This is a genomic window from Teichococcus wenyumeiae, assembly GCF_003696345.1.
GTDB lineage: Bacteria > Pseudomonadota > Alphaproteobacteria > Acetobacterales > Acetobacteraceae > Pseudoroseomonas > Pseudoroseomonas wenyumeiae.
The window spans coordinates 13,704-38,542 of sequence record NZ_RFLX01000016.1 but is presented as its reverse complement, the minus strand read 5'-3'; the positions used below and the strand labels follow the sequence as shown (position 1 = coordinate 38,542).

Here is a 24,839-nt window from a genome sequence, read left to right as displayed (position 1 = left end):
TGGACTCATGCCACCCCGGTGGCCGGGGCCCGCAGATGGCAGGCCACGGCATGGCCCGCCGTATCCGTCACCAGGGGCGGCTCCACCTGCTTGCAGATCGACACGGCGATCGGGCAGCGGGTGTGGAAGCGGCAGCCTGGCGGCGGGCGGATGGGGCTCGGCACGTCGCCCCGCAGCATCGGGCGGTGCGGCCGTGGCGGCCTGCGGCCATTCACCCGTGGCGGCGGCCGGGAGGGCGGCACCGCCGCCAGCAGCGCCTCCGTATAGGGATGGCGCGGCGCCTCGAAGAGCGCGGCGCGCGGCGCCAGCTCCACGATCTTGCCGAGATACATGACCGCAACACGGTGGCTGATATGCTCCACCACCCCCAGGTCATGGGCGATGAAGAGGTAGCTCAGCCCCAGTTCCTCCTGCAGGTCCATCAGCAGGTTGATCACCTGCGCCTGCACGGAGACATCGAGTGCCGAGACCGGTTCATCGCCGATGATCAGCTCCGGCCCGAGCGCCAGGGCCCGGGCAATGCCGAGGCGCTGCCGCTGGCCGCCGGAGAATTCATGCGGGTAGCGCGCCATCTGGTCCGGCCGCAGCCCGGTGCGGCGGAACAGCGCCTCGGCCCGGTCCCGCCGTTCCGTGCGGTTGCCGATGCCGTAGTTGACGAAGGGCTCGGCGACGATATCCCCCGCTGTCATGCGCGGGTTTAGCGAGGAATAGGGGTCCTGGAAGATCACCTGCATCCGCTGCCGGTAAGGATGCATGGCGGAGGGGCCGAGATGCGTGATGTCCTCCCCGCCCAGGCGAATGCTGCCGGCGGTGGGCTCCACCAGCTTCAGGATGGCCTTGCCGGCGGTGGACTTGCCGCAGCCGCTTTCCCCCACCAGCCCCAGCGTCTCACCGGCGCCGATGGAGAAGCTGATGCCGTCCACCGCGCGGATCTCGCCGCGCGAGCGGCCCAGCAGCCCGCCGCGCAGGGGGTAGTGCTTCACCAGCCCTTCCACGGACAGCAAAGGCTTCGTGTCACGCATGGCGGGTGAACTCCCCTTCCCCGGGATGCCAGCAGGCGACAAGGCGGCCGGGCATCTCCTCGCCCAACGGCGGCATGGCCTGATGGCATTCCCCGGTCGCGCGCTCGCAGCGCGGAGCGAAGGGGCAGCCGGGCGGCATGGCGGTAAGCGCGGGCACCACGCCCGGGATCTCCGCCAGGCGCCGCCGACCGACGCCAACGCCGCCGAGATGCGGCATCGCTGCCATCAGGCCCCGCGTATAGGGATGCAGCGGCGCCTCGAAGAGCCGCTCCACCGCCGCTTCCTCGACCTTCCGGCCGGCATACATCACCACCACGCGGTCGGCCATTTCGGCCACCACGCCAAGGTCGTGCGTGATCAGGATCACCGCCGCGCCGGTTTCCTGCTGCAGCTCCCCGATGAGGTCGAGGATCTGCGCCTGGATGGTGACATCCAGGGCCGTGGTCGGTTCATCCGCCAGCAGCAGGCGCGGGCGGCAGGCCAGTGCCATGGCGATCATCACCCGCTGCCGCATGCCGCCCGAGAGCTGGTGCGGATATTCATGCAGCCGGCGCTCCGGCTCCGGCATGCGCACCTGGCGCAGCATGGCCAGGGCGTGGTCCATGCAGGCGGCCCAGGGAAGCTGCTCATGCACCATCACCGTTTCCGCGATCTGCCGGCCGATGGTCAGCACCGGGTTCAGGCTGGTCATGGGCTCCTGGAAGATCATCGCGATCTCGCCGCCGCGCACCGCGCGCATCTCGGCATCCGAGAGGGCCAGAAGGTCACGCCCGCCCAGGATCGCCTCCCCCGCCGCGATCCGCCCGCCGGGCCGTGGCACCAGGCGCAGCAGGGACAGCGCCGTCATGCTCTTGCCGCAGCCGGACTCGCCCACGATGCACAGCGTCTCACCCCGCCGCACCGTGAAGGAGAGGTCCTGCACGGCCACCGCCGGAGGTCCATCGCCCTGGAACTCGGTACGCAGCCCCCGCAGTTCCAGCACCGTCTCACCCAGGTCCGGCAGGCCCGGGTGGCCGGGCAGCACGGCCGCGCTCACAGACGCCTCGCCAGGCGCGGGTCGAGCGCATCGCGCAGCCCGTCGCCGAGCACATTGACCGAGAGCACCATCAGGGCCAGCGCGATGCCGGGGAAGAGCACGTTCCAGAAGGCGAGCTGCACATAAAGCCGGCCATCCGCGATGACATTGCCCCAGCTCGGGATCTCGGGCGGCGTGCCGACGCCGAGGAAGCTGAGGTAAGCCTCCGTCAGCACGGCGGAGGCGCAGATATAGGTTGCCTGCACGATCAGCGGCGCGAAGGTGCTGGGCAGGATGTGCAGCCGCATCAGCCGGGGAAAGCGCGTGCCGATGGCGCTCGCTGCCTGGATATAGGTCTGCTCCCGCACCGTCAGGACCACGGCACGCACCAGGCGCACCACGCGCGGGATTTCCGGAATGGTGATGGCGATGACCACCACCCAGAGGCTGGCGCGCGTCAGCGACATCAGTGCGATAGCGAGCAGGATGCCGGGGATCGCCATCAGCCCGTCCATCACCCGCATGATCACTGCATCCGCCAGCCGGAAATAGCCGGCGACCACGCCGATCACGAGGCCCAGCACCGTACTGGCCAGGGCCACCGTGACGCCGATCAGCAGCGACACCCGCCCGCCATAGAGCACCCGGGCGAAGAGGTCGCGGCCATAGGCATCGGTGCCGAAGGGATGGTCGGCGCCCGGCGGCAGCAGCCGGTCGATCACCTCCATCTCGATCGGGTCCCGGCTGGTGATCCAGGGGGCGAAGAGCGTGCTCAAGACCAGCAGCAACAGGAGCACCCCGCCCAGCGTGGGCAGCGGGTAGCGCCGCAGGCGGCGGAGCCAGCCAGGACGACGCGGCGCGGGCAGAGCCAAGGGCTTTTCGATAGCTGCGCTCATGATCACGCGCCTCCTCAGTACCGGATGCGCGGATCAAGCGCGGAATAGGTGAGGTCGATGCCGAGGTTCACCAGCACATAGACCCCGGCCACCACCAGGATGACGCCCTGGATGACCGGATAGTCGCGTTGCAGCACCGCCTCGATGGTCAGGCGCCCGATGCCGGGGATGGCGAAGACGCTTTCCGTGACCACGACGCCGCCGATCAGCAGCGCGATGCCGAGCCCGATGGTGGTGACGATGGGGACGGAGGCGTTCTTCAGCGCGTGCAGGATCAGGACCCGTGGCTCCGCCAGCCCCTTGGCGCGGGCGGTGCGGATGAAGTCCTCGTTCAGCACCTCCAGCATGGTGGCGCGGGTAATGCGGGCGAGCAGCGCGGTATAGACCAGCCCCAGACTGATTGTCGGCAGCACAAGATGGCGGGCGAAGGCCACCACATCGTCGCCCAGGCTGACGAAGCCTTGCACCGGCAGCAGATCGAAGGTCAGGGCGAAGCCCACCACCAGCCCCTGGCCGATCAGGAAGACCGGCACGGAGAAAGCCACCACCGAGAGCGCCATGATCGTCTGGTCCACCCAGGTGCCGGCGCGCCAGGCCGCCAGCACGCCCATGGGCACCGCCAGCAGCACCGCGAAGACCATGGTGCTGACGGCCAGTGCCAGGGTTGGCTCCACCCGCTCCATGATCAGCCCCAGTACCGGGCGGTTGAGATAGATGGAGGTGCCGAGATCCCCGCTGAGCAACTGCCCGAGCCACAGCATGAACTGCTGCAACAAGGGCCGGTCGAGCCCCAGGCGCCCGCGGATGGCGGCGATGTCGTCGCTGGTGGCCTGGTCTCCCGCCAGGATGGCCGCCGGGTCGCCCGGGCTCAGGTGCAGCATCAGGAAGACGATGACCGCCACGACGGCCATGACCGGCACTGTCGCGAGAATGCGGCGAATGGCGTAAGCACCCATGGCCTCAGCGCTTCTCGATGTTCCAGTAGACGGGCTGGCCGGCCGCCAGCACGCCATGGACGTTGGAGCGCACCGCGATCGGCTGGGTGAACTGGCCGATGGTCAGATAGGGAAAGGTCTCCCAGGCGCGGCGGTGCAGCTTCTCCAGCAGCGGCCGGCGCGCCGATGGGTCGCTCTCCTTCGCCCAGTCCGCGACCATGCCGTCCAGGTCCATGTCGCAGGCCCAGCCCGGATTGGCCTTGTCGCACCGGCTGTTGAACCAGGTATTGGCGACAGGATTGGCCGTATCCGGCCCACCCTGGCCGGTGATGAAGAGATGGTATCCGCCACTCTCCGGCGGATCGCGCCGGGCGCGGCGGGAGAGCAGCGTGGACCAGTCCATCGCCTGCACATCCACGGTTACCCCGGCGCGGCGCAGCCCCTGCACCAAGACCATGGTGGCGGCGTTGTACTGCGGGCGGTCGCTGGGTTGCAGCACCACGATGCGCTCACCCTTGTAGCCGGCTTCCTGCAGCAATTGCTTGGCACGCGCGAGATCCGGGTCGCGGTAAGCCTCGCTGCCCGCGTCGGTGTCGTTGCCAGAGCCGCACTGGAAGATCGCGCCGCACCACCGCGTGTAATACTTGGGGTTGCCGACCACCACGCGCATGTAGTCTTCCTGCTTCGCCAGCAGCGCCAGCGCCTGCCGGGCCCGCACATCGTTGAAAGGCGGGTAGAGCCAGTTGGAGCGCACCAGGAGCTGAGTGCCGAGCGGGTCGATCATCTCCAGCTTGATGTTGCGGTTGCGCTCCATCAGCGGCACGAAATCCATCGGCGGCGCTTCGAAGTAGTCGATCTCGCCCGCGTTCAGCGCCGCCAGCGCGGTGTTGTTGTCGGGGATGTAGCGCCATTCCACGCGCTCCACGAGCGCGCGCTTGCCACCGGAGAGAAAATCCGCCGGCTCCGGCCGCGGCTTGTAGTCGGGGTTGCGGCGATAGACCACCAAGCTCCCCGGCCGCCATTCCTCGCGCTGGAAGATGAAGGGGCCGGAGCCGGTGGTGTCGGTGATCTGCGTATTGGGAGGGGTATTGGCCACCCGCTCTGGCATCACGAAGGTGCCGGTTCCCTTGGCGAGCGTTTCCAGCACCAGGCCGTAGCGTTCCCGCAGCTTGATGGAGAAGCTCCGGTCGCCCGAGGTCTCGACCGCGCTGCTGAACTGCGCCAGCCGCTGCCCCATCGGGTCGCGTTGCATCCAGCGGCGCAGGGAGGCAACGACGTCGGCGGCACGCACCGGCTGGCCATCGTGGAAGGCGAGGCCCTCGCGCAGCGTGAAGTCCCACAGCAGGCCGTCTTCGGAGACGGTGTGCCGGTCCACCATCTGCGGCTGCGGTTCGAACTTCGAGTTCATGCCGTAGAGGGTGTCGTAGATCAGGTAGCCATGCCGCAGCGTGATCAGCCCCGTGGTCCAGACCGGGTCCAGGATCTGCAGGTTGGCATGGATGGCGACGCGCAGCGTGTTGCGGTCCCCCGTTTGCGCCAGGGCGGGCTGCGCCGCCACGGCCCCAAGCAGCGCCGCGCAGAGCGGAGCAAGCAGCCTTCTCATCCTCATCCTCATCTCCTCCCAGCCGCGACTGGCCGCCCTCTGCCGGGGTGGTCCTTGGCGCGCTTCAAGCGTGGATCCGGAACTTCGGCAGGCTTAGAGCTTCGTCCACGGCCTCGAATGTCACCTTGACGGATGCGCCGATCGGCGGATCGTCGGGCGTTTCGCCGGCGAAGTTGCTCAGCATCAGCGGCCCTTCCTCCAGCCGTACGAGGCAGACGAGGTAGGGAAGCTCGGCGCGGAAGCTGTCCCAATAGGCGCGATGGAAACGCACCCAGGACACCAGCTTGCCCCGCCCCGAGACCGGGGCCCAGGACTGCCGCGATGACAGGCAGTTCGGGCAGACCGGAGAGCCTGGATAATGCTGGTGCCCACAATCGTCGCAGCGCTGTACGGAGAGTATGCCGCGCCGGCAATTCTCCCAGAAGCCGCGGCTGACCGCATCGACGGTGGGGCGGGGCTTGGTGGAAAGCGTGGTGGTATCCATGAAACGCCTCCTCAGCCCCGCGTATAGATAATGGAGCGGGAACACGGCGTGATGGCGCAGAACTGCGCCACTTCCGCGCCTTCAACCTGCCGCTCGCCGCATTCGCCACGCAGCTGGCGCACGGCCTCGGCATTCAACGCCCAGCCCTGCATATAGGAGTTTGACAGGTGGCCGCCGTCCGTGTTGGTGGGCAGCCTGCCGCCAAGCTTCAGCGCTCCGCCTTCCACGAAGCCGCCAGCCTCGCCCCGGCCGCAGAAGCCCAACCCCTCAAGGCTGAACAGCACCGTCGGGCTGAAATTGTCGTAGCACATGAGCGTATCGACATCGGCCGGTCCGACCCCTGCCATGCCATAGACTTGGCGCGCGACATCCTGTGCCTGGGGATACCAGCAATCCGGATCGTAATTGGCGATCGAGGCCGTCTCATAGGCCTCTCGCCCACCGATGCCGGAGATCAGGATCGGGCGCTTCTTCAGGTCGCGCGCCCGCTCCTTGGTTGTCATGATCAGGCAGACCGCGCCATCATTGATGAGGCAGTAATCGAGCAGCCGCAATGGCTCGACGATCGGCCGCGCTGCCTCATGATCGTCGATGCTGATCGGCTGCTTCATCACAGCATCCGGATTCAGGCAGGCGTGATGCCGGAAGGCAACCGAGACCTCCGCCAGCTGCCGGGTGGTGGTGCCGTATTGCGCCCGATGCTGCTGGAACATCAGGGCATGGGCCGCACCGGGCGAGGTGAAGCCGAAAGGGTCCCAGACGCCGGGGCTTTCCTCGCCGCCGTAGTTCACGCGGCGGGACCGGCCGATATTGGCGTAGATCAACGCGGCGTAGTCACAAAGGCCGGCATCCAGAGCCGCCGCGGCCTCAATGATGCCCATGGCGGACATCCGTCCATGCGGCGGCAGCGGCACCGTCCAACGTGGCGACAGGCCGAGGATCTCGCCCATGCGGGCATAATACGGAATGCGGCAGACCAGCAGCCCGTCCACCTTGTTCTTTTCTAGCCCGCAATCTTCTAGGGCGTTGCGGAAGGCTTCGGCGCCGAGGCTGTAGTCGTCGCGGTCCGGGAAGTTGCCGTAGCGGGTATTGCCGACGCCGACGATGGCGATCCGGTCCTTCAGGTGGGTGTAGTCGTTCATCGTGTGCGGCGCCCCGTTTCGTCAGGCGCCATGGGCGCGCAGCCGGCACGGACCGGCGACAGGTCCAGTCGCATCCTCGCCTCCTCCCGCCGCCCGCTTTCCGCAGGTCGGTCTTGTTCACGAAGGCCTGGAGCACGCCCTTCGGCCCGCTGCGCCTCCTATTAAATATAAAATGCCTTTTATGACTGGCGGCTGCAAGCATCTTCCGCGATCCTCGGCACATCAGGCCGCTATGCCTTTGGCTCAGCGCGGCGCAAGGGAGGAAACATGAGCGAAAACAAGGAAGGTATCCGTATTCCGGACCTTCGGGGCAAAGCCGTGCTTGTCACGGGGTCCTCCACAGGCATCGGCGCCGCCGTGGCGCGCGGCTTCGGCGCCCAGGGCATGCGCGTCGCCGTGCATGGCCATTCACATCCCGAAGCCGCGGAAGCCGTCGCGGCAGAGGTGGAACGCGCCGGCGGCAGCGCTATTGTGCTGCGCGGCAATGTGCGTTCACGTGAGGACTGCGCGACCCTGGTGCGTGATGCCCATGCCGCCTTCGGGCGCCTCGATATCCTCGTGAACAATGCCGGCAATGTGGTCGATCGCCGCCCCATTCGTGATGTGGATGATGAACTGTTTGACGCCGTGACGGAGCTGAATGCGCGGTCCGTCTTCGCCTGCTCCCGCGCCGCTCTGCCCATCATGGAAGCGCAAGGTGGCGGCACCATCATATCCACGACCTCGCTGGCCGCCCGCAACGGCGGCGGCGGACGCTCGGTGCTCTACGCCTCCTCGAAAGCCTTTGTGTCCACCTTTACGCGCGGCCTTGCCAAGGAAGTCGCGCGCTTCAACATCCGCGTCAACGCCGTCGCGCCTGGTGTCATCGACAAGCCCAACATCGGCAGCACCACGCCTCCCCACCAGATCGAGGCTTCCCTGCGGCAGACGCCGATGCGCCGCACGGGGACAGTGGAAGAATGTGTGGGAGCCTATCTCTATCTTGCCTCCCAGGAGATGTCCGGCTTCGTCACCGGGCAGATCCTGGAGGTCAATGGCGGGCTGCTGATGCCCTGATCGGTACGGCGATTACTCGAGTTGGATCTGCGCCTTCTGAATGACCTCGCGCCACTTCTTCACCTCACGCTCGGTGAGCGCCCGCAGATCCTCTGGCGCCCCTGGTGCCGGCTCCGCGCCAAGCCCCGCCAGAGTGGCGCGGATCTCCGGCTTCGCCAGCACGGCATTGGTGGCGGCGTTGATCTGTCGGATCATGGCGGGCGGCGTGCTGGCCGGTGCGAAGAAGGCAAAGAAGGAGGTCACATCGAAGCCGGGCAGCGCCGCCTCGGCAATCGTCGGCAGTTCCGGGAAAGAGGGAGCGCGGCTGGCACCGGTGACGGCAAGCGCCCTTACCTCCCCCGCCTGGATGAGCGGCGTGGCGGAGGGCAGGTTGTCGAAGATCATGTCCACATGGCCTCCCATCAGATCGGCCAGCGCCGGCGCACTTCCTTTATACGGAACATGCACCATGTCCAGGCCGCCTGCGTGCTTGAACAGTTCCCCGGCCATGTGCAGCGACGACCCGGCGCCGGCTGATGCGAAGGTCATCCTGCCCGGTGATCGCTTCGCGAGAGAGATCAGTTGCCGCACATCCTGCGCTGGCACCTGCTTGTTCACGATCAGGACATTAGGCACCGTGGCGATCAGGGCAACCGGCGCGAAGTCCCGCATGAAGTCGAAAGGCAACTCACGCTGCGCCGCGTGATTCACCGGGTTGTTGAAGGAGCCGACATAGAGCGTCAGGCCGTCAGCAGGGGCTCGGGCGCCCTCCGCCGCCGCCAGGTTGCCGTTCGCGCCGGGCTTGTTCTCGACGATCACCGGCCTCCCGAGATCGGTGGTGATGGCGGTTGCGATCACGCGCGCCAGGCTGTCCGACGTACCTCCCGGCGGAAAGCCAACCAGAATACGCAAGGATCTGGCATTGCGCTCCGCCGGCTGAGCGACGGCCCGGGAGGCGTCGCTGGCCGGTGCGGGGGGCAAGAAGGCCAGATTCCTTCGCCGCAGGAGCATCATGGTGCTTCCATCTCTCGCCAGGAATGAAGCCGCCATATGGCGGCAGTAGCTCGGTCCCTTAGTCAGTCAGCGCGAAGCGCGGCAGCACGGCGCCGTCCGGCATTTCCGCATAGATCAGCCGCACATGGCATCCGATCCAGTTTCCGTCTGGCTGCTCACCTTCAAGGTTGCTGATCATCACTGGCCCTTCGGCCAGCCTGACGGCGATCACGTTGTAAGGTGCCGGATAGGCCTGCAGATACTGCCGGTGAAATATGGCCCAGGAGAGGATGGTTCCGTCACCCGAGACAGGCGACCATTCGAGATCCTCCGACAGGCAGGCATGGCATCCGGGCCCAGGTGGATATTGCCAGGTGCCGCAACTGCAACAGCGCTGCAAGCACATGGCACGGGCACGAATGCCCTCCCACATCGGCCCGTCGTAGAGTCCCTGGACGGGGCTCGGCGTCTGCGCGACGTCGCTTCCCATGGCGTCCCTCACCGGCCGTAGATCAACGACACGGCCTTGCCAGCCACATCGGAGGTATAATGAACATGGCGGCAGTCTGGCACCTGCCTCTCGCCACATTCGCCGCGCAGCTGCCGGACGCATTCGATCTGGTGCGCCCAGCCCTGCATGTAGGTTTCTGAGAGATGGCCGCCGCCGGTATTCGTTGGCAGCTTGCCCCCGGGGCCAATCCGCTGCTCCCGCAGAAATTTTCCGGCCTCGCCGACGGCGCAATAGCCATAACCTTCCAGGGCGAGGGGAACGTGCACCGAGAAGCTGTCGTAGACCTGGAACACATCCATGTCCTCCGGCCCCACCCCAGCAACCTCGTAGGAGCGTGCGGCGGCCTGCTGCTGTGCCGGGAGATAGAATTCGGTGATGCGGGGCTCCAGCGCCGTAGCGCCACGGTTCAGGTCTGAGCGTCCCACCGCCTCGATGAAGACCGGGCGCTCGCACATGCGCTTGGCGCGCTCGGCCTCCGCGATGATCATCGCCACGCCGCCATCGTTGATCAGGCAGTAGTCGAACAGATGCAGCGGCTCGCATACATAGTTCGATGCCATATAGTCTTCCAGCGTGATGCGCTTGCGCATGATCGCGTTGGGGTTCATCGAGGACCAGCCGCGCTGCGCGACCGCGACCTCTCCCAACTCGGCCTCTGTGAAACCACGTGCCTGCTTGTATGCCTGAAAGGTCAAGGCATAGAGCGCACCCTGCGAGGTGAGCCCCCAGGGCGAGTGGTAGACATAGGACAGGAAGGCATCGCCGCCCATGGCCTGCGGTCCGCCGTACTGCGTGCCGGCCGTGCGCTGGTCGTTACCGTAGACGATCGCCACCACATCCGCGAGGCCGGCCTCGATGGCCATGCAAGCCTGCGTCACCGACAGGACGGCATCCGCCTGGCCGCCCCAGCGGGGGTTGATGCCGAGCACTTCCCCCAGCCGCTCATAGGCGGTGGTGGGGCCCGCAATCAGCCCGTTCACCTCCTCACGCTTCAGGCCGGAGTCATTCAGCGCGGCCGAGAAGGCGCGCATGGCATAACCGTAGCAATCCGCAGGCTTCTCACCCGCGCGCGCTCGCTTCCAGTCTCCCACCCAATCCGTATGGCCGATGCCCACCACGGCGGCGGCACGCCGCATGCGCGGCGCTCCCTCCTGCATGCTCATGCGCGTGTCGCTCCTTGTGTCCAGGCTCTCTTCACGCCGCGATCCAGACGTCGCCGAGGTCCTGGTAAATCATGTGCGTCGGTGCCATCGACCACCCGCGAACCTGCTGGTTCATCACCACGATGCGCTGCCACCAGAGGATGGGTACGGCATAGGCTTGATCCAGCGCCCGCGCCTCGAACTGCCGCACCAGCTTCTTGCGCTGTTCGCCATCGATGGTCCTGGCCTGCTCATCGAAGAGCCTGTCCAGCTCCCGGTCGGTGGCACGCGCCACTGCCACCTCGGCGCGGTCATAGGAGATGTACTTCACCAGCACATTTGTCGGGTCATCGCTGAACTGGGTGAAGGAATCCACGAAGGCTTCGAAATTGCCGCTGTTCTGTGCCGCGTACCAGGCCGACAATTCCACCTGCTGGTGCTCGGCCTTCACGCCGATCTGCCGCCACTGGTCGATCATGAAGATGCCGGCGGTGACATAGGGCTGGTGATTGCGGTCCATCAGCGTGAAGCTGAGGTTCTCCGCCCCCGCTTCCTTCAGCAGCCGCTTGGCCTCGGCGCGGTTGGCCGCCATGTCGCGGCCGTAGCCAGGCCACTGCTCCATCTCCTTGGGTGTGGCGGACCACTCGCTACCCGGCCGGACCAGTCCACCGACTTGGCCAAGCTGCGAGATCTTGGACAGCGACTGCGATCCGCCCCAGCGGTCGATCGCCAGGGACAACGCGCGCCGCACCCTTGGGTCGTTGAAGGGCTTTCGCTCGCAATTGAAGGTCAGGATCATGTGCAGCATCCAGCTGGATTCCTGCACACGGGCATCCTGCCCCAGGGCGCGAACGATCCGGTCCCGCTCATTGGGCGTGAAGCCGCGAAATTCGGCCATGATCTGGCGGCCAGAAAGAGCGTTCACCATCGCGGCCGGTGACATGGTGATGGCGCGATAGCCATCGAGATAGGGCTTCCCTTCGCGGAAATAGCCGTCGAAGCGCTCGCCGACCCAGTGGGAACCAGCGACGTGCTCGACAAAGCGGAAAGGCCCGCTACCCATGATGTTGCGCGCCGGGAAGTTTGGGTCGGCACGCAGGCGAGCAGCACTGAAGATCGAGTTCCAGGGCGAGGCGAAGGTATCCATGATGGAGGCATCGACCTCCTTCATCCGGAAAGCCACCGTCAGCGGGTCAGGCGTCTCGATCGTAGCGATCTGCGCGAAGGATGGCTGCCGGTTGGAGACGACGCCCTCCGGCGGTGCCCGCATCCGGTCGTAGCTCGCCTTGACATCCTCCGAGGTCAGCGCGGTGCCGTCATGGAACTTGATGTTGGGATGGAGCTTGAAGGTATAGGTCAGCCGGTCTTCGGCAACGGTCCAGTTTTGCGCGACATCGCCGACGATATTGGGATAATTGCCGGGCTCGTAGCGCAGCAGGGTCGAGTAATGCGGCGCCACGCGGTGCATGACGGCGAAGGTGCCGGTCGCATGCAGGTCATAGGTCGGCGGCTCCGCCGCCACGGCGAAGGTCAGGATGCCGCCGCGGCGCGGGGACTCGCCTTGTTGCGCCAGAGCTGGGCTGGTCCGGCCCAGGGCGGGCAGCACCAGCGCCGGTAGCGCCAGTGCGGCGCGCCGGCTGAGTGGCCTGCCGCGTGGTTCCTGTGTCATGTCTGTGTCCTCCCGTTCTTGTTGCAGCAAGGCCACGCCGGCTCATGTCCGGAATTTCGGGTCGAGCCAGTCGCGCAGCGCATCGCCGAAGAGATTGAAGGCGAAGACCGCCAGGGAGATCGCCAAGCCAGGGAACAGGATCATCCAAGGCGCTTCCTGGTAGAAGTTCGAGGAATCTCCGGCCAGCATCAGCCCCCAGGCCGGCTTTGGCTCCACCACACCGAGGCCGAGGAAGGAGAGCGATGCCTCCAGCAGGATGGCCTGGGCGATATAGGCGGTCAGCAGGATCAGGTAGGGCGCGGCGACATTGGGTGCCATGTGCCGCAAAATGATATGGACATGGCCGTAACCGCCGGCGCGGGCCGCATCGATATAGGGCATGGCGCGAACGCTAAGTGCCGCCGCCCGCACCACCCGTGCCGCGCGCGGCACGATGGGGATGGCGATGGCCGCGACTAGGTTGAGGTCGATGCCCAGCAGCGGCCGGTGCCCGACCACGGCGACCATCACCAGGGCCAGGACGATGATGGGAAAGCACAGCACGATGTCCACCAGGCGCTGCAGCAGCAGGTCCACCCGCCCGCCGAAATAGGCGGAGGCAACGCCGAGCAGGCCGCCTGCCGTGCAGCCCAGGAAGGAGGATAGGAAGCCGATGCTCAGCGCCGTGCGCGCGCCATAGAGCAGGCGAGTCAGGATATCTCGCCCGAAGGCATCCGTCCCCAGGAAGTGCTCCGCCGACGGCGGCGCCAGCATCGAGGCGAAGTCGATCGCTTCCGGATCATAAGGGGCGAGAAGGTCAGCGAAGATCGCCGCCGCCGCCATCAGCAGGATGACCAGCAACCCCGCCGCGCCCAATGGCTGGGCTGCGATGAAACGCAGGACCAGTCCCCGCTCCCGGTGCCGGCTCTGCACCGCTCGCGAGATGCCGGCCTCCATGGATGTGCTCATTGCTCCAGCTCCCTCAGCCGTGCCGCACGCGGGGGTCGAGCACGCCGTAGAGCATGTCGATCAGCAGGTTCATGGTGACGAAAACCACCGCCAGCAGCATCACCAGCGCCTGCACCAGAACGAAGTCGCTGCGCGAGACGGCTTCCACGAAGAGGCGGCCGATGCCGTTCAGGTTGAAGACCTGTTCCGTGACCACCAGGCCGCCGATCAGGAAGGCGAATTCAAGCCCCACCACGGTGATGGCGGGCAGCATCGCATTGCGCATGGCATGCCGCGCCACGACCAACCGCTCGAACACGCCCTTGGCCCTGGCGGTACGGATATAGTCTTCCCTCATCACCTCGATGACGGAGGAACGCACCATGCGCGCCACCACGGCGGCGTAGCGGTAGCCGACCGCCAGGGCAGGCCAGATCAGTTGGGAGATATTCTCCAGGGGTGAGCGCCAGAAGGGCGTGTAGGTCACCGGGGGCGACCAATGGAACACGCTCAGCAGCCCGAGGATGACCAGCATGCCCAGCCAGAAGGAGGGCACCGCCAGCCCCGCCATGGTGAAGATCCGCACCGCATAGTCCAGCCAGGTGTCTCGCCAGAGGGCGGAGATGGTTCCGAGTGGCACGGCGATCAGCACGGCGATCACCGCCGCCATGAAAGCCACCTGCATGGTCAGCCCCAGGCGGATGCCGATCTCCTGCGCCACGGGGCGCCCGGTCCACATCGATGTGCCGAGATCGAGCGTCACCAGCCCGCGCATCCAGTCGCCGAACTGCACCACCAGTGGCCGGTCGAGCCCCAGCCGGGCGCGCTCGCTGTCGATCATCTCCTGCGTCACCTGCGCGCCATCGCTGCGCAGCTTCACCTCGACGATGTCGCCGGGCACCACGCGCAGCATGAAGAAGGTCAGCAGCGCGACGCCCAGGAGTGTGGGCACCATCAGCGCGATCCGGCGGGCGGCATAGCGAAGCATGTCCTTCCTCCTTCTTAGACCCGGATACAGGCCGCCAGGTGGCCCGCCCGGGCCTCCTGCAGCGGCGGCACGACGGCAGCGCAGTCGGGGATGGCCATGGGGCAGCGCGTGCGGAAGACGCAGCCGGATGGCGGCGCCAGGGGCGAAGGCAATTCGCCGCCCAGGGTGCGGGGCGGCCGCTTCCGCTCCACATCCGGGTCCGGCACCGGGGCTGCGTCGAGCAAAGCGCGGGTATAGGGATGCAGCGGCGCGGCATAGAGCGTATCGCGATCCGCCACTTCCATGACCCGGCCGAGATACATGACGACGACGCGGTGCGAGAGATGGCGCACCACAGCCAGATCATGGGCGATGAAGAGATAGGAGAGGCCCAACTCGGCCTGCAGTTCCGCAAGCAGGTTGATGATCTGGCCCTGCACCGACACGTCCAGCGCGGAGACCGCCTCATCGCAGACGATGAACTCCGGCTCCATGGCCAAAGCCCGCGCGATGCCGACACGCTGGCGCTGGCCGCCGGACATCTGATGCGGGTAGCGTTGCCCCATCTCCGCCGGCAGGCCGACCTGCCGCAACAGCGCCGCCGTCCGCTCCCGCGCCTCCGTCCGCCGCATGCCCAGCCGGTGGAGCAGCGGCTCACTGATGGTATCGCCCACCGTCATGCGCGGGTTCAGGGAACTGTAGGGGTCCTGGAAGATCACCTGCATGCGCGTCCGCAGCGCACGCATCTCGGGCTCGGTGGCCGTGGCGATATTGCCGCCGCCGAAAAGGATCTCGCCCTTGCTCGGCTGGTCCAGCCGCAGCACCAGGCGGCCCACCGTGGTCTTGCCGCAGCCTGATTCCCCAACCAGCCCCAGAGTTTCCCCCCGGCTGATGGTGAAGGACACATCCTCCACTGCGCGGACAACCGGACCATCGCGGAAGAATCCCCGCGCCGGCATGCCGAAATGCTTGCTGAGGCCGCGCACCTCCAGCAATGGGCCGCCAGCGGATGCCTCTGCTGTGGGGCCGCTCGCCAAGGCGGCTGCCGGCGCTCTAAGCTCCGGCATGGCGGCCGGCATGTCTTCCGCACGATGGCAGGCGGCACGGCGCTCCGCCCCCATGCCGCGCAGAGGAGGGTCCTTCTCGCAGACCGGAAGGCGTGCGGCGCAACGTGGCGCGAAGCGGCAGCCGGCGGGGGGGCGCAGAAGGTTGGGCGGCAGCCCCTCGATGGTCTCCAGCGCGCCATCCCGGGGCCGGTCCAGCCGCGGCACCGAGCGCAGCAGACCGATGGTGTAAGGGTGCCTGGGCGCGGCGAAGACCTCCGCGGCCGGTCCCTCCTCGACCACCCGGCCAGCGTACATGACCGCCAGGCGGTCCGCATAGCGCGCGACGATGCCGAGATTGTGGGTGATCAGCACCAGCGTGATGCCCAGCCGGCGCGACAGGTCCTTCATCAGCTCCAGGATCTGGGCCTGGATGGTGACATCGAGCGCCGTGGTGGGTTCGTCCGCAATGATGACCTTCGGCTCGCAGGCCAGCCCGATGGCGATCATGACGCGCTGCCGCATGCCGCCGGAGAACTGGTGCGGATACTGCGCCAGCCGCCGCGCGCCATCCGGGATGCCGACCATGCCCAGCAGTTCGATGGAGCGGGCGCGTGCCTGCGCCTCGGTCATGCCGAGATGGATGCGCAATGGCTCGGCCAGCTGCGCGCCCACCGTCATGACCGGGTTCAGGCTGGTCATCGGTTCCTGGAAGATCATGGAGATGTCGCGGCCGCGCAGGGCCCGCATCTCACCCTCGGGCAGGCGCAGCAGGTTCTGGCCGCCGAACATCACCCGGCCGCCGACAATGCGCCCGGCCGGCTTGGCCAGCAACCGCATGACAGACAGGGCACTAACGGATTTGCCGCAGCCGGATTCACCCACCAGGCCCAGCGTCTCACCCGCGCGCACCGACCAGCTGACGCCATCCACCGCGCGCACCGTGCCGGCCGCCGTATCGAACTCGACGGCGAGGTCCTCCACCGCCAGGATGGGCGCAGCCAGGGCATCCGGGGGGCAGCCCGGCACCTCGTTGAGCGCGGACAGTGTGGCTGACACCTGACCGGTCCTCCCCTTATTTCTTACATCTTATAAAATGCCTTATCCGCGCGTCACGCAAGGCTGTTGCGACGTCTGGCCGGATGTCGTCTCAACTGGCAGCCGGGCGCAGAATGCTGGCGCCGGTGGTGCGGCGCGCCTGCAGGTCCTGATGCGCGGCGGCCGCATCAGCCAAGTCATAGACACGGCCGAGCGCCACGCGCAGCTCGCCCTCAGACAATGCCTTGAAGAAATCGCCTGCTCTTCGCAGCAGTTCTGGCCGCGCCGCCGTATGCGTGACATAGGCCGGGCTGGTGACGTAGAGCGACCCCAGGGTGTTCAGCCGGAACAGATCGAAAGGCGGAATCGGGCCAGAGGCGGTGCCGAAACTCACCAATGTGCCGCGCGGCCGCAGGCACAGCAGCGATGCCTCGAAGGTATCACGGCCCACAGAGTCATAGACCACGGGCACGCCCTCGCCGCCCGTCAGGGCGCGCACCCGAGCTGGCAGATCCTCACGCGGATTCACCACCACATGCCGGCAGCCATTCGACGCCGCGGTGGCCACCTTCTCCTCGCTGCCGACCACGCCGATGACCGTTGCCCCGCGCGCGGAGGCCCATTGGCACAGCAATGAGCCTACGCCGCCCGCCGCCGCATGCACCACGATCGTCTCGCCCGGCTGCACCGGATAGGTGGTGTGCAGCAGGTAATGCGCGGTCAGCCCCTTGTTGAAGCCGGCGGCTGCCAGATCGTCAGGCACGCGATCCGGGATGGGCACCAGGTGTTCGGCCCCCACCACACGAAGATCGGCATAGGAACCCACGGGCGGAAAGGAATAAACCACCCGCTGCCCTGGCCGCACGCCCTGCACTCCGGCGCCGACGTCCAGCACCACACCCGCCGCTTCGATCCCCAGAGTGGCCGGGTAGGAAGGCAGCGGATAGCGGCCGGAGCAGTGCTGGATGTCGATGAAGTTCACGCCGATAGCTGTGTGGCGCAGCAGCACCTCGCCCTCGCGAGGCGCCTCCACCTGCCGTTCCTCCAGTCGCAGCACCTCCGGCCCACCGGGCCGGTCGATCAGCACCACGCGCGATTTCGCGGCCACCGCCGGCATCCTATACGCGGGGCCAGATAGGCTCGGCGGTCGCGACGGAAGGCGGATAGACCGCGACTGCCTTGCCTGCCTGCCACTGGATGATCACCAGCTCCGCGCCGACGCGGCGGCCCTTCTCGTCGAACTTCAGCCGCCCGCCGGGCGAGAGCAGCGCCACGCCATCGGTCAGGTCGAAGTTGCGCATGGCTTCAGCAACCTTGCGGCGGTCGGCCACACCGGCGCGTTCCGTTGCTTCGCGCAGGATCATCATGTCCGTATAGGTCATGATGGAATCCTGGTTCAGCCAGGGCTCGCCGGTCTTCTCCGTGAAGCGCTTGGAGAGTTCCGCCTGCCCCTTGCCGCCCCAGTTGGCGACGATGCCCATTAGGCCTTCAATGATCTGAGGGCCCACCACCTGACCCAGTTCCGGGGCACCCAGGGCGCCACCATTGCCGATCTTGGGCAGGCGGTCGCCACTGAGGCGGTATTCCGCGAACTTGTCCATCAGCAGCTTGGTGTCGGGCACGTTGGAGGTGACGCAGAGCAGGAACTGCGGCCGGGCACTGCGTACCCGCTGCACGATGGAGGTGGCATCCGAAAGCGGCGGCGTATAGGTCTCGTCCACCACGGCGCGCAGCTTGTGCTTCTCCAGTTCCGTGGCGCGGATTGGGCGCAGCAGGCTGGCGGCGGAGGCATCGTTGCCGGCGATCAGGCCGATCGTGGTGGGCTGGCTGCCGGCGGCCTGCTTGGCCAGTTGCAGGATGGTCGGCAGCGCCTTGATGGCCTGGTCATCGGCCGTGGGCGCCATCTGGAAGACGTAGCGGAAGCCACGGTTGGTGATGAGGTCGGAATAGGAGAGCGTCAGCCAGGGCAACTCGGCGCGCTCCGTCACCTCGGTCACCGCCAGGGTGAAGCTGCTGAACCAGGCGCCGGTGCCGCCCACCAGATCGGGATATTGCGCCACCATGCGCTGCGCCGCGTTCTTGGCCTTCTCGGCGGAATCGCCGGCGTCGAAGACCACCAGTTCCATCTTGGCGCCGCCCAGCGCCTTGATGCCGCCAGAGGCATTGATCTCATCGATCGCCATGTCGGCGCCCAGGCGCATCAGCATGCCCTGCCGCGCCCAGGGGCCCGACATCGGCGCCAGCAGCGCCACCTGCACCGGCTTGCCCTGGGCCCGCGCCGGCCGCGCACCGAGAGCCACGGCGCCGGCCGCGCCCAGGCCCATGGCCAGTGCCGTCCGCCGTGGCACCACCCGGCCCGTCTGCCTGCTGTCTTCCACCATGTCCGCTTCTCCCTTGTTTTTCTTTGATTAAGCGTCGCCGAGGCCGAGATAGGACCGGCGTACCCGGTCGTCCCCCGCCAGCGTCTCGTAAGGTCCCTCCAGCACGATGCGGCCGGTCTCCAGCACGTAGCCGCGGTCGCAGAGCTCCAGAGCCTCGGCCACCCGCTGCTCCACCAGCAGGATGGTGAGCCCATCCTCCCGGTGGATCTGCGAGATGCGGTCGAAGATCAGGTCGGCGATGGCGGGGGCGAGGCCCATGGAAGGTTCGTCCAGCATCAGCAGCTTTGGCGCACAGGCCAGCCCGCGCCCGATCGCCAGCATCTGCTGCTCGCCACCCGAGAGAGTGCCGGCCAGCTGCCCCGCACGCTCGCTCAGGATGGGGAAGAGCGTATGGATGCGCTCCAGCGTATGCGCCCAGTTCTGCCGCCCCGCCTCGGGGTAGGCGCCCATCTCCAGGTTCTCGCGCACCGTCATGGCCTTGAAGACCTGCCGGCCTTCGGGAACATGGGCGATGCCCAGATGCGCGCGGCGGGAGGCCGGCATCGCCAGCAGGTCCTCGCCGGCGAAACGGATGCTGCCGGCGGCGGGGGGCACGACGCCGCTGATGGTCTTGAAAAGCGTCGACTTGCCCGCGCCATTCGGCCCGACCACGGTGACGAACTGCCCCGCCCCGACCGCGAGCGAAACCTCAGACAGCGCGCGTAGGCCACCGTAGGAAACCGACAGTCCTGTTACGTCGAGCATTGCGCGAGCCACTTCTTCCCGAGATAGGCTTCGATCACCATGCGGTCCTCCACCACCTCGCGTGGCATGCCGTGGGAGAGGACGCGACCACGGTCGATCACCAGCAGCTCATCCGCGACGCGCAGCATGGCGTGCATGGTGTGCTCGATGATGATCGTGGTCATGCCTTCGGCGCGCAGGCCGTGCAGCACATCCAGCACCGCGTCGCATTCCTCGCGCCCCAGGCCAGCCAGGGTCTCGTCCAGCAGCAGCAGGCGCGGCCGGCCGGCCAGCGCCCGCGCCAGTTCCATCAGCCGCAGCTCCTTGTTGGTCAGGCCGCCGGCCGGCGCATCGGTCAGGTGGGAAAGCCCGGTGCGCGCGATGGCCTCACGCGCCGCCGCCACGGCTTCCTCATCCGCGAGGCCGGCGCCGTAGGCCCCGACCAGGACATTGTCCAGCAGCGGCAGGCGGGGGAAGGAACGCACCACCTGGAAGGTGCGGCCGACGCCGAGGCGGCAGATCTCATGCAGCTTGCGCCCCACCAGTTGCTGCCCATCCAGCAGCGCCTCGCCACGGTCCGGACGCAGCACACCGTTCAGGGCATTGAACATCGAGGTCTTGCCGGCGCCGTTGGGCCCGATGATGCCCAGGATGGTTCCTTCCTTCACGGAGAAGGACACATCGTCCACTGCCTTCAGCCCGCCGAAGGATTTGCACAGGCCGCGCACCTCCAGCAGCGTGCGGCCACTCGGTGCCTTGGGGGCCACTGCCTCCGCCGGCATGACTGGCAGCTTCTGGATCGGCACAGGGATGGCCCCGGGCACCAAAGCCTCGGCCGAGCGGCGGCTCCAGCGGTCCCTCAGCGACCAGAAGAGGCCCTCCGGCGCCAGCAGCATGATCAGGATGATCGCGGCGCCATAAACCACGCCCTGGATGCCAGGAATGATCTCGCCCAACTCGGCATGCAGCGTTTCCGACAGCGGGATCAGGATTGCGGCGCCGATCAACGGCCCCCAGTAGGTGCCGACGCCGCCGAAAAGCGCCACCACCAGCGCCTGGGCGGAAACCAGCATGCCGAAGACCGCCTCCGGCGTCACGACCAGCAGGATGCAGGCATAGAAGCCGCCGGCGGCGCCAGCCATGGCGCCGCTGAGCATCAGCGCCCGCATCTTCCACATCCGCACATTGATGCCGGCGGCTTCGGCCGCCAGTTCGTTCTGGCGGATCGCCATCAATGACAGACCGAAGCGGGAATTCTCCACCACCATGGAGATGGCCAAAGCCAGGGCCAGAAGCCCGAGGCCCAGCCAAGTGTAGATGCGCGGGTCAGAGAATTGCAGCCAGGCCGCCGGCGCGTCGCGCCGCATCGGCAGCGAGACTTCCTGCAAGCCCAGATACTGCGCCAGGTAGGACATCAGCAGCGGATAGGCGAGCATCGCCAGCGCGAAGTAGTGCCCGCGCAGGCGGAAGGTCGGCAGCCCGATCAGCAGGGCAGCCGCCGCACCGAGCAACGCCGCGATGGGAATGCCGATCCAGGGCGTCAGGTTCAGCATCGTCAGCCCCAGCGCCACGGTGTAGGCGCCAAGGCCGAAGAAGGCGGCATGGCCGAAGGAGGTGAGGCCGACATAGCCGGAGAACAGATTCCAGCTCAGCCCCAGCACGGCCCAGACAGGCACCAGCGTCAGCATGAGCTGATAATAGCTGTTCGTGACGACAGTCGAGAGGCCGATGTAGGCGAGGAGAAGCACGGCCATGATCAGGCCGTGTCGCCGCAGGCGGGGGGCCGCGCCGGGTCTCATGCGCGTTCCGCCGAGCGGCCGAAGAAGCCTTGTGGCCTCAGGATCAGGATCAGCAGGAAGACCACGAAGATCGCGGAATTCTGCAGCTGCGGCGGCAGGGCCAGCGCTGAGAACTGCTGCACGAAGCCGACCGTCAGACCGCCCCAGAAGGCGCCAAGGATGCTGCCCATGCCGCCGAGCACGACACCCGCGTACATGATGATGACAAAATCCACGCCGACGAAGGGCGAGTAGGACAGGAAGGTGGCGATGAGCCCGCCGGCCACGGCGGTGATGCCGCTGCCCATGCCGAAGGCGATGCGATGCGCCCGGTCCACATCCACACCGGCATAGGTCGCAGCGGTGGGATTGTCGGCCGCCGCGCGCAGCGAGCGGCCAAGCCGTGAGCGCTCCAGCAGGAAATAGAGAGCGATGGCGACGATCACTGCCACGACGCTGGAGACCAGCCGTGCCTGGTTCAGGAAAATCATCGCATCTGTGAAGGGTATTTCCAGCACCCAGGCCGAGGATGACAGCGGCGTGCGCACCGTGCGCGGCGATGAGCCGAAGAGGATCAGGCCGCCGTTCTGCAGGATCAGCGATACGCCGAGTGTGACGATCAACTGCCCGAAATGTCCTTCATCGGCACTGGCCGCGCTGCGCATGCCAGAGACGCGCGAGATCAGGAAACGGTGCAGCAGAACGCCACCGGCAAAGACAATGGGTCCTGCCAGCACCGCCGCCAGCAACGGCCCCGCATAAGGGCCAAGGAAGGCCAGCAGGCCCCAGCCGGCGAAGAGGTAGTAGGCAGCGTACATGCCCAGCATCAGGAAATCACCCTGGGCGAAGTTCACCACCCGCATCACGCCGAAGATGAGGCCGAGCCCGACGCACATCAGGCCATAGATGCAGCCGATCAGCACACCGGCGACCAGCGCATTCAACACATTCTCGATCAAAATCTGGGCGTCGCTCATGGCTCGCCCTCCTCCTGCGCACGGCATAGCAAAGCCGCGCCGGCTCCCTTGGCCTTGTTCACCGCCTTCCTCCCATCGCGCCATGCGTCGTTGCGCCGGCGTCGTGTTTTGTACCGCCCGCAGCGCGAGCGGGTCGTCTCAGGCCTCGATGGTTCCCGAGGCCCGTAGCGCGGCGATGCGCGCCGCGTCATAGCCAAGGATGCCAGACAGCACCTCGTCGGTATGCTCGCCGATCAAGGGCGGCCGCATCAATTCCACGCGCTCGTTGTCCAGGCGGTAAGGCGGCGAGGTATAGGTGGCCTCACGCAACTCCGGATGATCCAGGTGCTGCCAGTAGCCGCGATGCCGCAGTTGAGGATCGCGCTCCATCAAGGTGCGCGGATCGGCCACCACGCCGGCGGGCACGCCCACGGCCTGCAGGGCAGCCATCACATCTTCCGCCTCGCGCTCCACGGTCCAGCGGGACACCGCCGCTTCCACCTCATCCACCCGCGCAAGCCGTCCGGCAGCCGTGGCCAGTTCCGGATCAGCCGCCAGTGCCTCCGCCCCGATGGTCCGTGCCAGCGCCGCCCATTGAGCATCTGTCAGGACGGTGATGGCGCACCAGCGATCCTCGCCCTGACAACGGAAAACATTGTGCGGCGCGTGCTCGGCGGAGCGATTGCCCAGCCGCTCCGGCTCCTGGCCGGTGATCGCCTGCTCCAGCACCGCGGGACCGATGCAGTTGATGGTGGATTCCACCTGTGCGAGATCGATCTTCATGCCGCGGCCGGTGCGCCGGCGATGCCGCAGCGCCGCCAGGACGGCGAAGGCAGCGTGATAGGGATTGGCGGCATGATCAGGGAAATGCGTCCCTGGCCCGAGCGGCGGGCCGCCGTCATAGCCTGTGAGTGACATCAGCCCCGTCACGGCACTGATGGTCATGCCGACGCCCAGCAGGTTGGAAAGCGGCCCATCCTCGCCATACATCGGCATGGAAAGATACACGACATCAGGCCGGATCTTCCGCACCTCCTCATAGCCGAGCCCGAGCCGGTCCATGGCGCCGGGGCCGAAGTTGTTGCTGACAACATCGGCGGTGCAGATCAGGTCACGCACGATCTCGCGCCCTTCTTCCGATTTCAGGTTCAGGGCCACGCTGCGCTTGCCGGTGTTGCGTGAGGCAAAATAGCCGCTGCGGTTCAGCCCCGGAACACCGTCGCGAAAGGGGCCACCCAGGCGCACCGGATCGACCCGCGTGGCGCTCTCGACCTTGATGACCTCGGCTCCGAAATCGGCAAAGACCTTGGTGGAGAAAGGGCCGGCGCCAGCCCAGGTGAGGTCCGCGAAGCGGATGCCTTTGAGGAATTGCGGCTTCATCGGTCCACTCCCGCTCAAAGTGCCGCTGCGCGTGGACCGGCGCCGCCAAGCAGTTCCTCGGTATGTTCGCCCGGCAGCGGCGCAGGGCGATCCAGTTGCCAGACCGGCTCTGACAGGCGGTAAGGTGCGCCCGGGAAGCGCAGCGAGCGCCCGGCTGCCGGGTGCGGTAGGTCGCGGAAGTAGCGGCGAAAGACCAGTTGCGGATCGCCTGGCAGGTCGCTCACCTGGCTCACCGGCGCCATGATGATGCGCCGGCGCAGCGCCTCGCTCCGCATATCCGCCTTGGTTTTGTTGCATGCGAAGGATTCGAAGAGCGTACGGAACTCGTCGCGCATGGCGCGGGTGGTGCGTTTGCGGCGGTCGGACCAGTCAGCTTGGCTCAGCCGCTCACCGCCGGGATGTCCTTCCTCCCGCATCCAATCAACCAGCGCCTTCCAGGATAGCGGCATGGAAAGGGAGCTGGCCAGGAAGACATGCCCGTCGCCGCAGGCCAAGACCTGCTCCGTCGCGTCACGCGTACCTTCGCCGCCACGCACGGGAATACGCCCCTCTAGGTCCCAGACCTGCAGGGCATTCTGCAGCGAATGCGCGACACACTCCTGGGCGGAAACGTCCAGGAGATGAGCGCCGCCGTCGTTGTTCTCGATGTCATAGAGCGCCAGCGCGGTGGCGGTGGCCGCATACAACGAGGCTACGAAACTGGCTTGGCCTGCGGCGATGCGCAGTGGCGGCGCATCCGGCTGGCCTGACATCCATGTGATACCGCCCAACGATTGTGTAACAAGGTCTGAGCCGAGGTAGTCGGCGTAAGGGCCATCGAGGCCGAAGTGCGATACAACCGTCACCACTCGTTTGCCCGGCACTGCCAGAACCGTCTGCAGCAGCGCCGCCTCCTCGCCCTCCAGCACCACGACACTGGCTGTAGCCACCAGGTCGGCCAGCACTGCGCGCCCCTCCTCGGCGTTCAGGTCCAACGCAACGCTCTTTTTGTTGACGTTGAGAAAGGAGAAGCAAACATCACCGCCAAGTCCTGGCAAGGCAGGCTCGCCACGGTCGGCCCGTCCGCATGGCGGCTCAACACGGATCACCTCAGCACCAAGATCAGCGAACAGACGGGTTGCATAAGCACCGAGTTCACGCGTCAGGTCGATAACGCGCAGCCCCTGGTACGGCCGCTCCTCAAGGTTCGGCATGATGTC

General features: G+C 66.9%; 22 protein-coding genes. 1 reads left to right on the top strand and 21 read right to left on the bottom strand.

Annotated elements, in window-relative coordinates; all coding sequences use genetic code 11:
• Positions 1–5: 5 nt before the first annotated feature.
• The 7 genes from EBE87_RS18935 to EBE87_RS18905 are packed head-to-tail and all read right to left on the bottom strand — an operon-like array spanning position 6 to position 7,097.
• Positions 6–1,022: an ABC transporter ATP-binding protein gene (locus tag EBE87_RS18935; protein WP_120636301.1), complete on the bottom strand. Its 1,017-nt coding sequence runs from the start codon at positions 1,020–1,022 to the stop codon at positions 6–8.
• The gene (locus EBE87_RS18930) at positions 1,015–2,058 is read right to left on the bottom strand and encodes an ABC transporter ATP-binding protein (protein ID WP_233552947.1); all 1,044 of its coding nucleotides are present in this window, start codon (positions 2,056–2,058) and stop codon (positions 1,015–1,017) included. The genes EBE87_RS18935 and EBE87_RS18930 overlap by 8 nt, the downstream gene beginning before the upstream one ends.
• Positions 2,055–2,933, bottom strand: coding sequence for an ABC transporter permease (locus EBE87_RS18925; RefSeq protein WP_120636300.1), 879 nt, complete (start codon positions 2,931–2,933; stop codon positions 2,055–2,057). Before EBE87_RS18925 ends, EBE87_RS18930 begins: the two co-directional genes overlap by 4 nt.
• Before the next feature lie 14 nt (positions 2,934–2,947).
• Positions 2,948–3,889 (bottom strand): ABC transporter permease, encoded by a 942-nt coding sequence (locus tag EBE87_RS18920; protein ID WP_120636299.1) that lies wholly within the window; start codon positions 3,887–3,889, stop codon positions 2,948–2,950.
• 4 nt (positions 3,890–3,893) lie between these two features.
• Positions 3,894–5,477 carry an ABC transporter substrate-binding protein gene (locus EBE87_RS18915; protein WP_158600760.1) on the bottom strand — a complete coding sequence of 528 codons (1,584 nt, stop codon included), beginning with the start codon at positions 5,475–5,477 and terminating at the stop codon, positions 3,894–3,896.
• 58 nt (positions 5,478–5,535) lie between these two features.
• Positions 5,536–5,955, bottom strand: coding sequence for a Zn-ribbon domain-containing OB-fold protein (locus tag EBE87_RS18910; RefSeq protein WP_120636297.1), 420 nt, complete (start codon positions 5,953–5,955; stop codon positions 5,536–5,538).
• A gap of 11 nt (positions 5,956–5,966) precedes the next feature.
• A complete protein-coding gene (locus EBE87_RS18905; RefSeq protein WP_120636296.1) occupies positions 5,967–7,097 on the bottom strand; it encodes a thiolase family protein in 1,131 nt (376 codons plus the stop codon).
• A 267-nt stretch (positions 7,098–7,364) separates the two neighbouring features.
• Between EBE87_RS18905 and EBE87_RS18900 the strand changes: the two genes are divergently transcribed.
• Positions 7,365–8,153 carry an SDR family NAD(P)-dependent oxidoreductase gene (locus EBE87_RS18900; protein ID WP_199707005.1) on the top strand — a complete coding sequence of 263 codons (789 nt, stop codon included), beginning with the start codon at positions 7,365–7,367 and terminating at the stop codon, positions 8,151–8,153.
• A 12-nt stretch (positions 8,154–8,165) separates the two neighbouring features.
• Here EBE87_RS18900 and EBE87_RS18895 read toward each other — a convergent pair whose 3' ends face one another.
• The 14 genes from EBE87_RS18895 to EBE87_RS18830 all read right to left on the bottom strand — a co-directional run bounded on the left by EBE87_RS18895 (position 8,166) and on the right by EBE87_RS18830 (position 24,833).
• Positions 8,166–9,044 (bottom strand): tripartite tricarboxylate transporter substrate binding protein, encoded by an 879-nt coding sequence (locus EBE87_RS18895; RefSeq protein ID WP_199707003.1) that lies wholly within the window; start codon positions 9,042–9,044, stop codon positions 8,166–8,168.
• Positions 9,045–9,204: 160 nt separating this feature from the next.
• Entirely contained in the window at positions 9,205–9,615 is a 411-nt protein-coding gene (locus tag EBE87_RS18890) for a Zn-ribbon domain-containing OB-fold protein (RefSeq protein ID WP_120636294.1), read from the bottom strand.
• A gap of 8 nt (positions 9,616–9,623) precedes the next feature.
• On the bottom strand, positions 9,624–10,799 hold the full coding sequence (locus EBE87_RS18885; RefSeq protein WP_199706991.1) for a thiolase family protein: 1,176 nt from the start codon (positions 10,797–10,799) through the stop codon (positions 9,624–9,626).
• Positions 10,800–10,830: 31 nt separating this feature from the next.
• Complete coding sequence (locus EBE87_RS18880; RefSeq protein ID WP_120636293.1) at positions 10,831–12,447, bottom strand: ABC transporter substrate-binding protein; 1,617 nt, start codon at positions 12,445–12,447, stop codon at positions 10,831–10,833.
• Between the two features lie 42 nt (positions 12,448–12,489).
• On the bottom strand, positions 12,490–13,395 hold the full coding sequence (locus EBE87_RS18875; protein WP_199706989.1) for an ABC transporter permease: 906 nt from the start codon (positions 13,393–13,395) through the stop codon (positions 12,490–12,492).
• Positions 13,396–13,408: 13 nt separating this feature from the next.
• Positions 13,409–14,362, bottom strand: a complete 954-nt coding sequence (locus EBE87_RS18870; RefSeq protein ID WP_120636291.1) for an ABC transporter permease — start codon at positions 14,360–14,362, stop codon at positions 13,409–13,411.
• Positions 14,363–14,376: 14 nt separating this feature from the next.
• On the bottom strand, positions 14,377–16,443 hold the full coding sequence (locus EBE87_RS29775) for an ABC transporter ATP-binding protein (protein ID WP_233552946.1): 2,067 nt from the start codon (positions 16,441–16,443) through the stop codon (positions 14,377–14,379).
• Positions 16,444–16,534: 91 nt separating this feature from the next.
• On the bottom strand, positions 16,535–17,530 hold the full coding sequence (locus EBE87_RS18860; protein WP_233552945.1) for a quinone oxidoreductase family protein: 996 nt from the start codon (positions 17,528–17,530) through the stop codon (positions 16,535–16,537).
• Between the two features lie 10 nt (positions 17,531–17,540).
• A complete protein-coding gene (locus EBE87_RS18855) occupies positions 17,541–18,803 on the bottom strand; it encodes an ABC transporter substrate-binding protein (RefSeq protein WP_120636289.1) in 1,263 nt (420 codons plus the stop codon).
• A gap of 27 nt (positions 18,804–18,830) precedes the next feature.
• On the bottom strand, positions 18,831–19,547 hold the full coding sequence (locus EBE87_RS18850; RefSeq protein WP_120636288.1) for an ABC transporter ATP-binding protein: 717 nt from the start codon (positions 19,545–19,547) through the stop codon (positions 18,831–18,833).
• Complete coding sequence (locus EBE87_RS18845) at positions 19,535–21,280, bottom strand: branched-chain amino acid ABC transporter ATP-binding protein/permease (protein WP_120636336.1); 1,746 nt, start codon at positions 21,278–21,280, stop codon at positions 19,535–19,537. Before EBE87_RS18845 ends, EBE87_RS18850 begins: the two co-directional genes overlap by 13 nt.
• 41 nt (positions 21,281–21,321) lie before the next feature.
• Positions 21,322–22,281 (bottom strand): branched-chain amino acid ABC transporter permease, encoded by a 960-nt coding sequence (locus tag EBE87_RS18840; protein ID WP_199706985.1) that lies wholly within the window; start codon positions 22,279–22,281, stop codon positions 21,322–21,324.
• A 138-nt stretch (positions 22,282–22,419) separates the two neighbouring features.
• Positions 22,420–23,640 (bottom strand): CaiB/BaiF CoA transferase family protein, encoded by a 1,221-nt coding sequence (locus tag EBE87_RS18835; protein ID WP_120636287.1) that lies wholly within the window; start codon positions 23,638–23,640, stop codon positions 22,420–22,422.
• 14 nt (positions 23,641–23,654) lie between these two features.
• Positions 23,655–24,833, bottom strand: a complete 1,179-nt coding sequence (locus EBE87_RS18830) for a CoA transferase (RefSeq protein ID WP_120636286.1) — start codon at positions 24,831–24,833, stop codon at positions 23,655–23,657.
• Between the last annotated feature and the right edge of the window lie 6 nt (positions 24,834–24,839).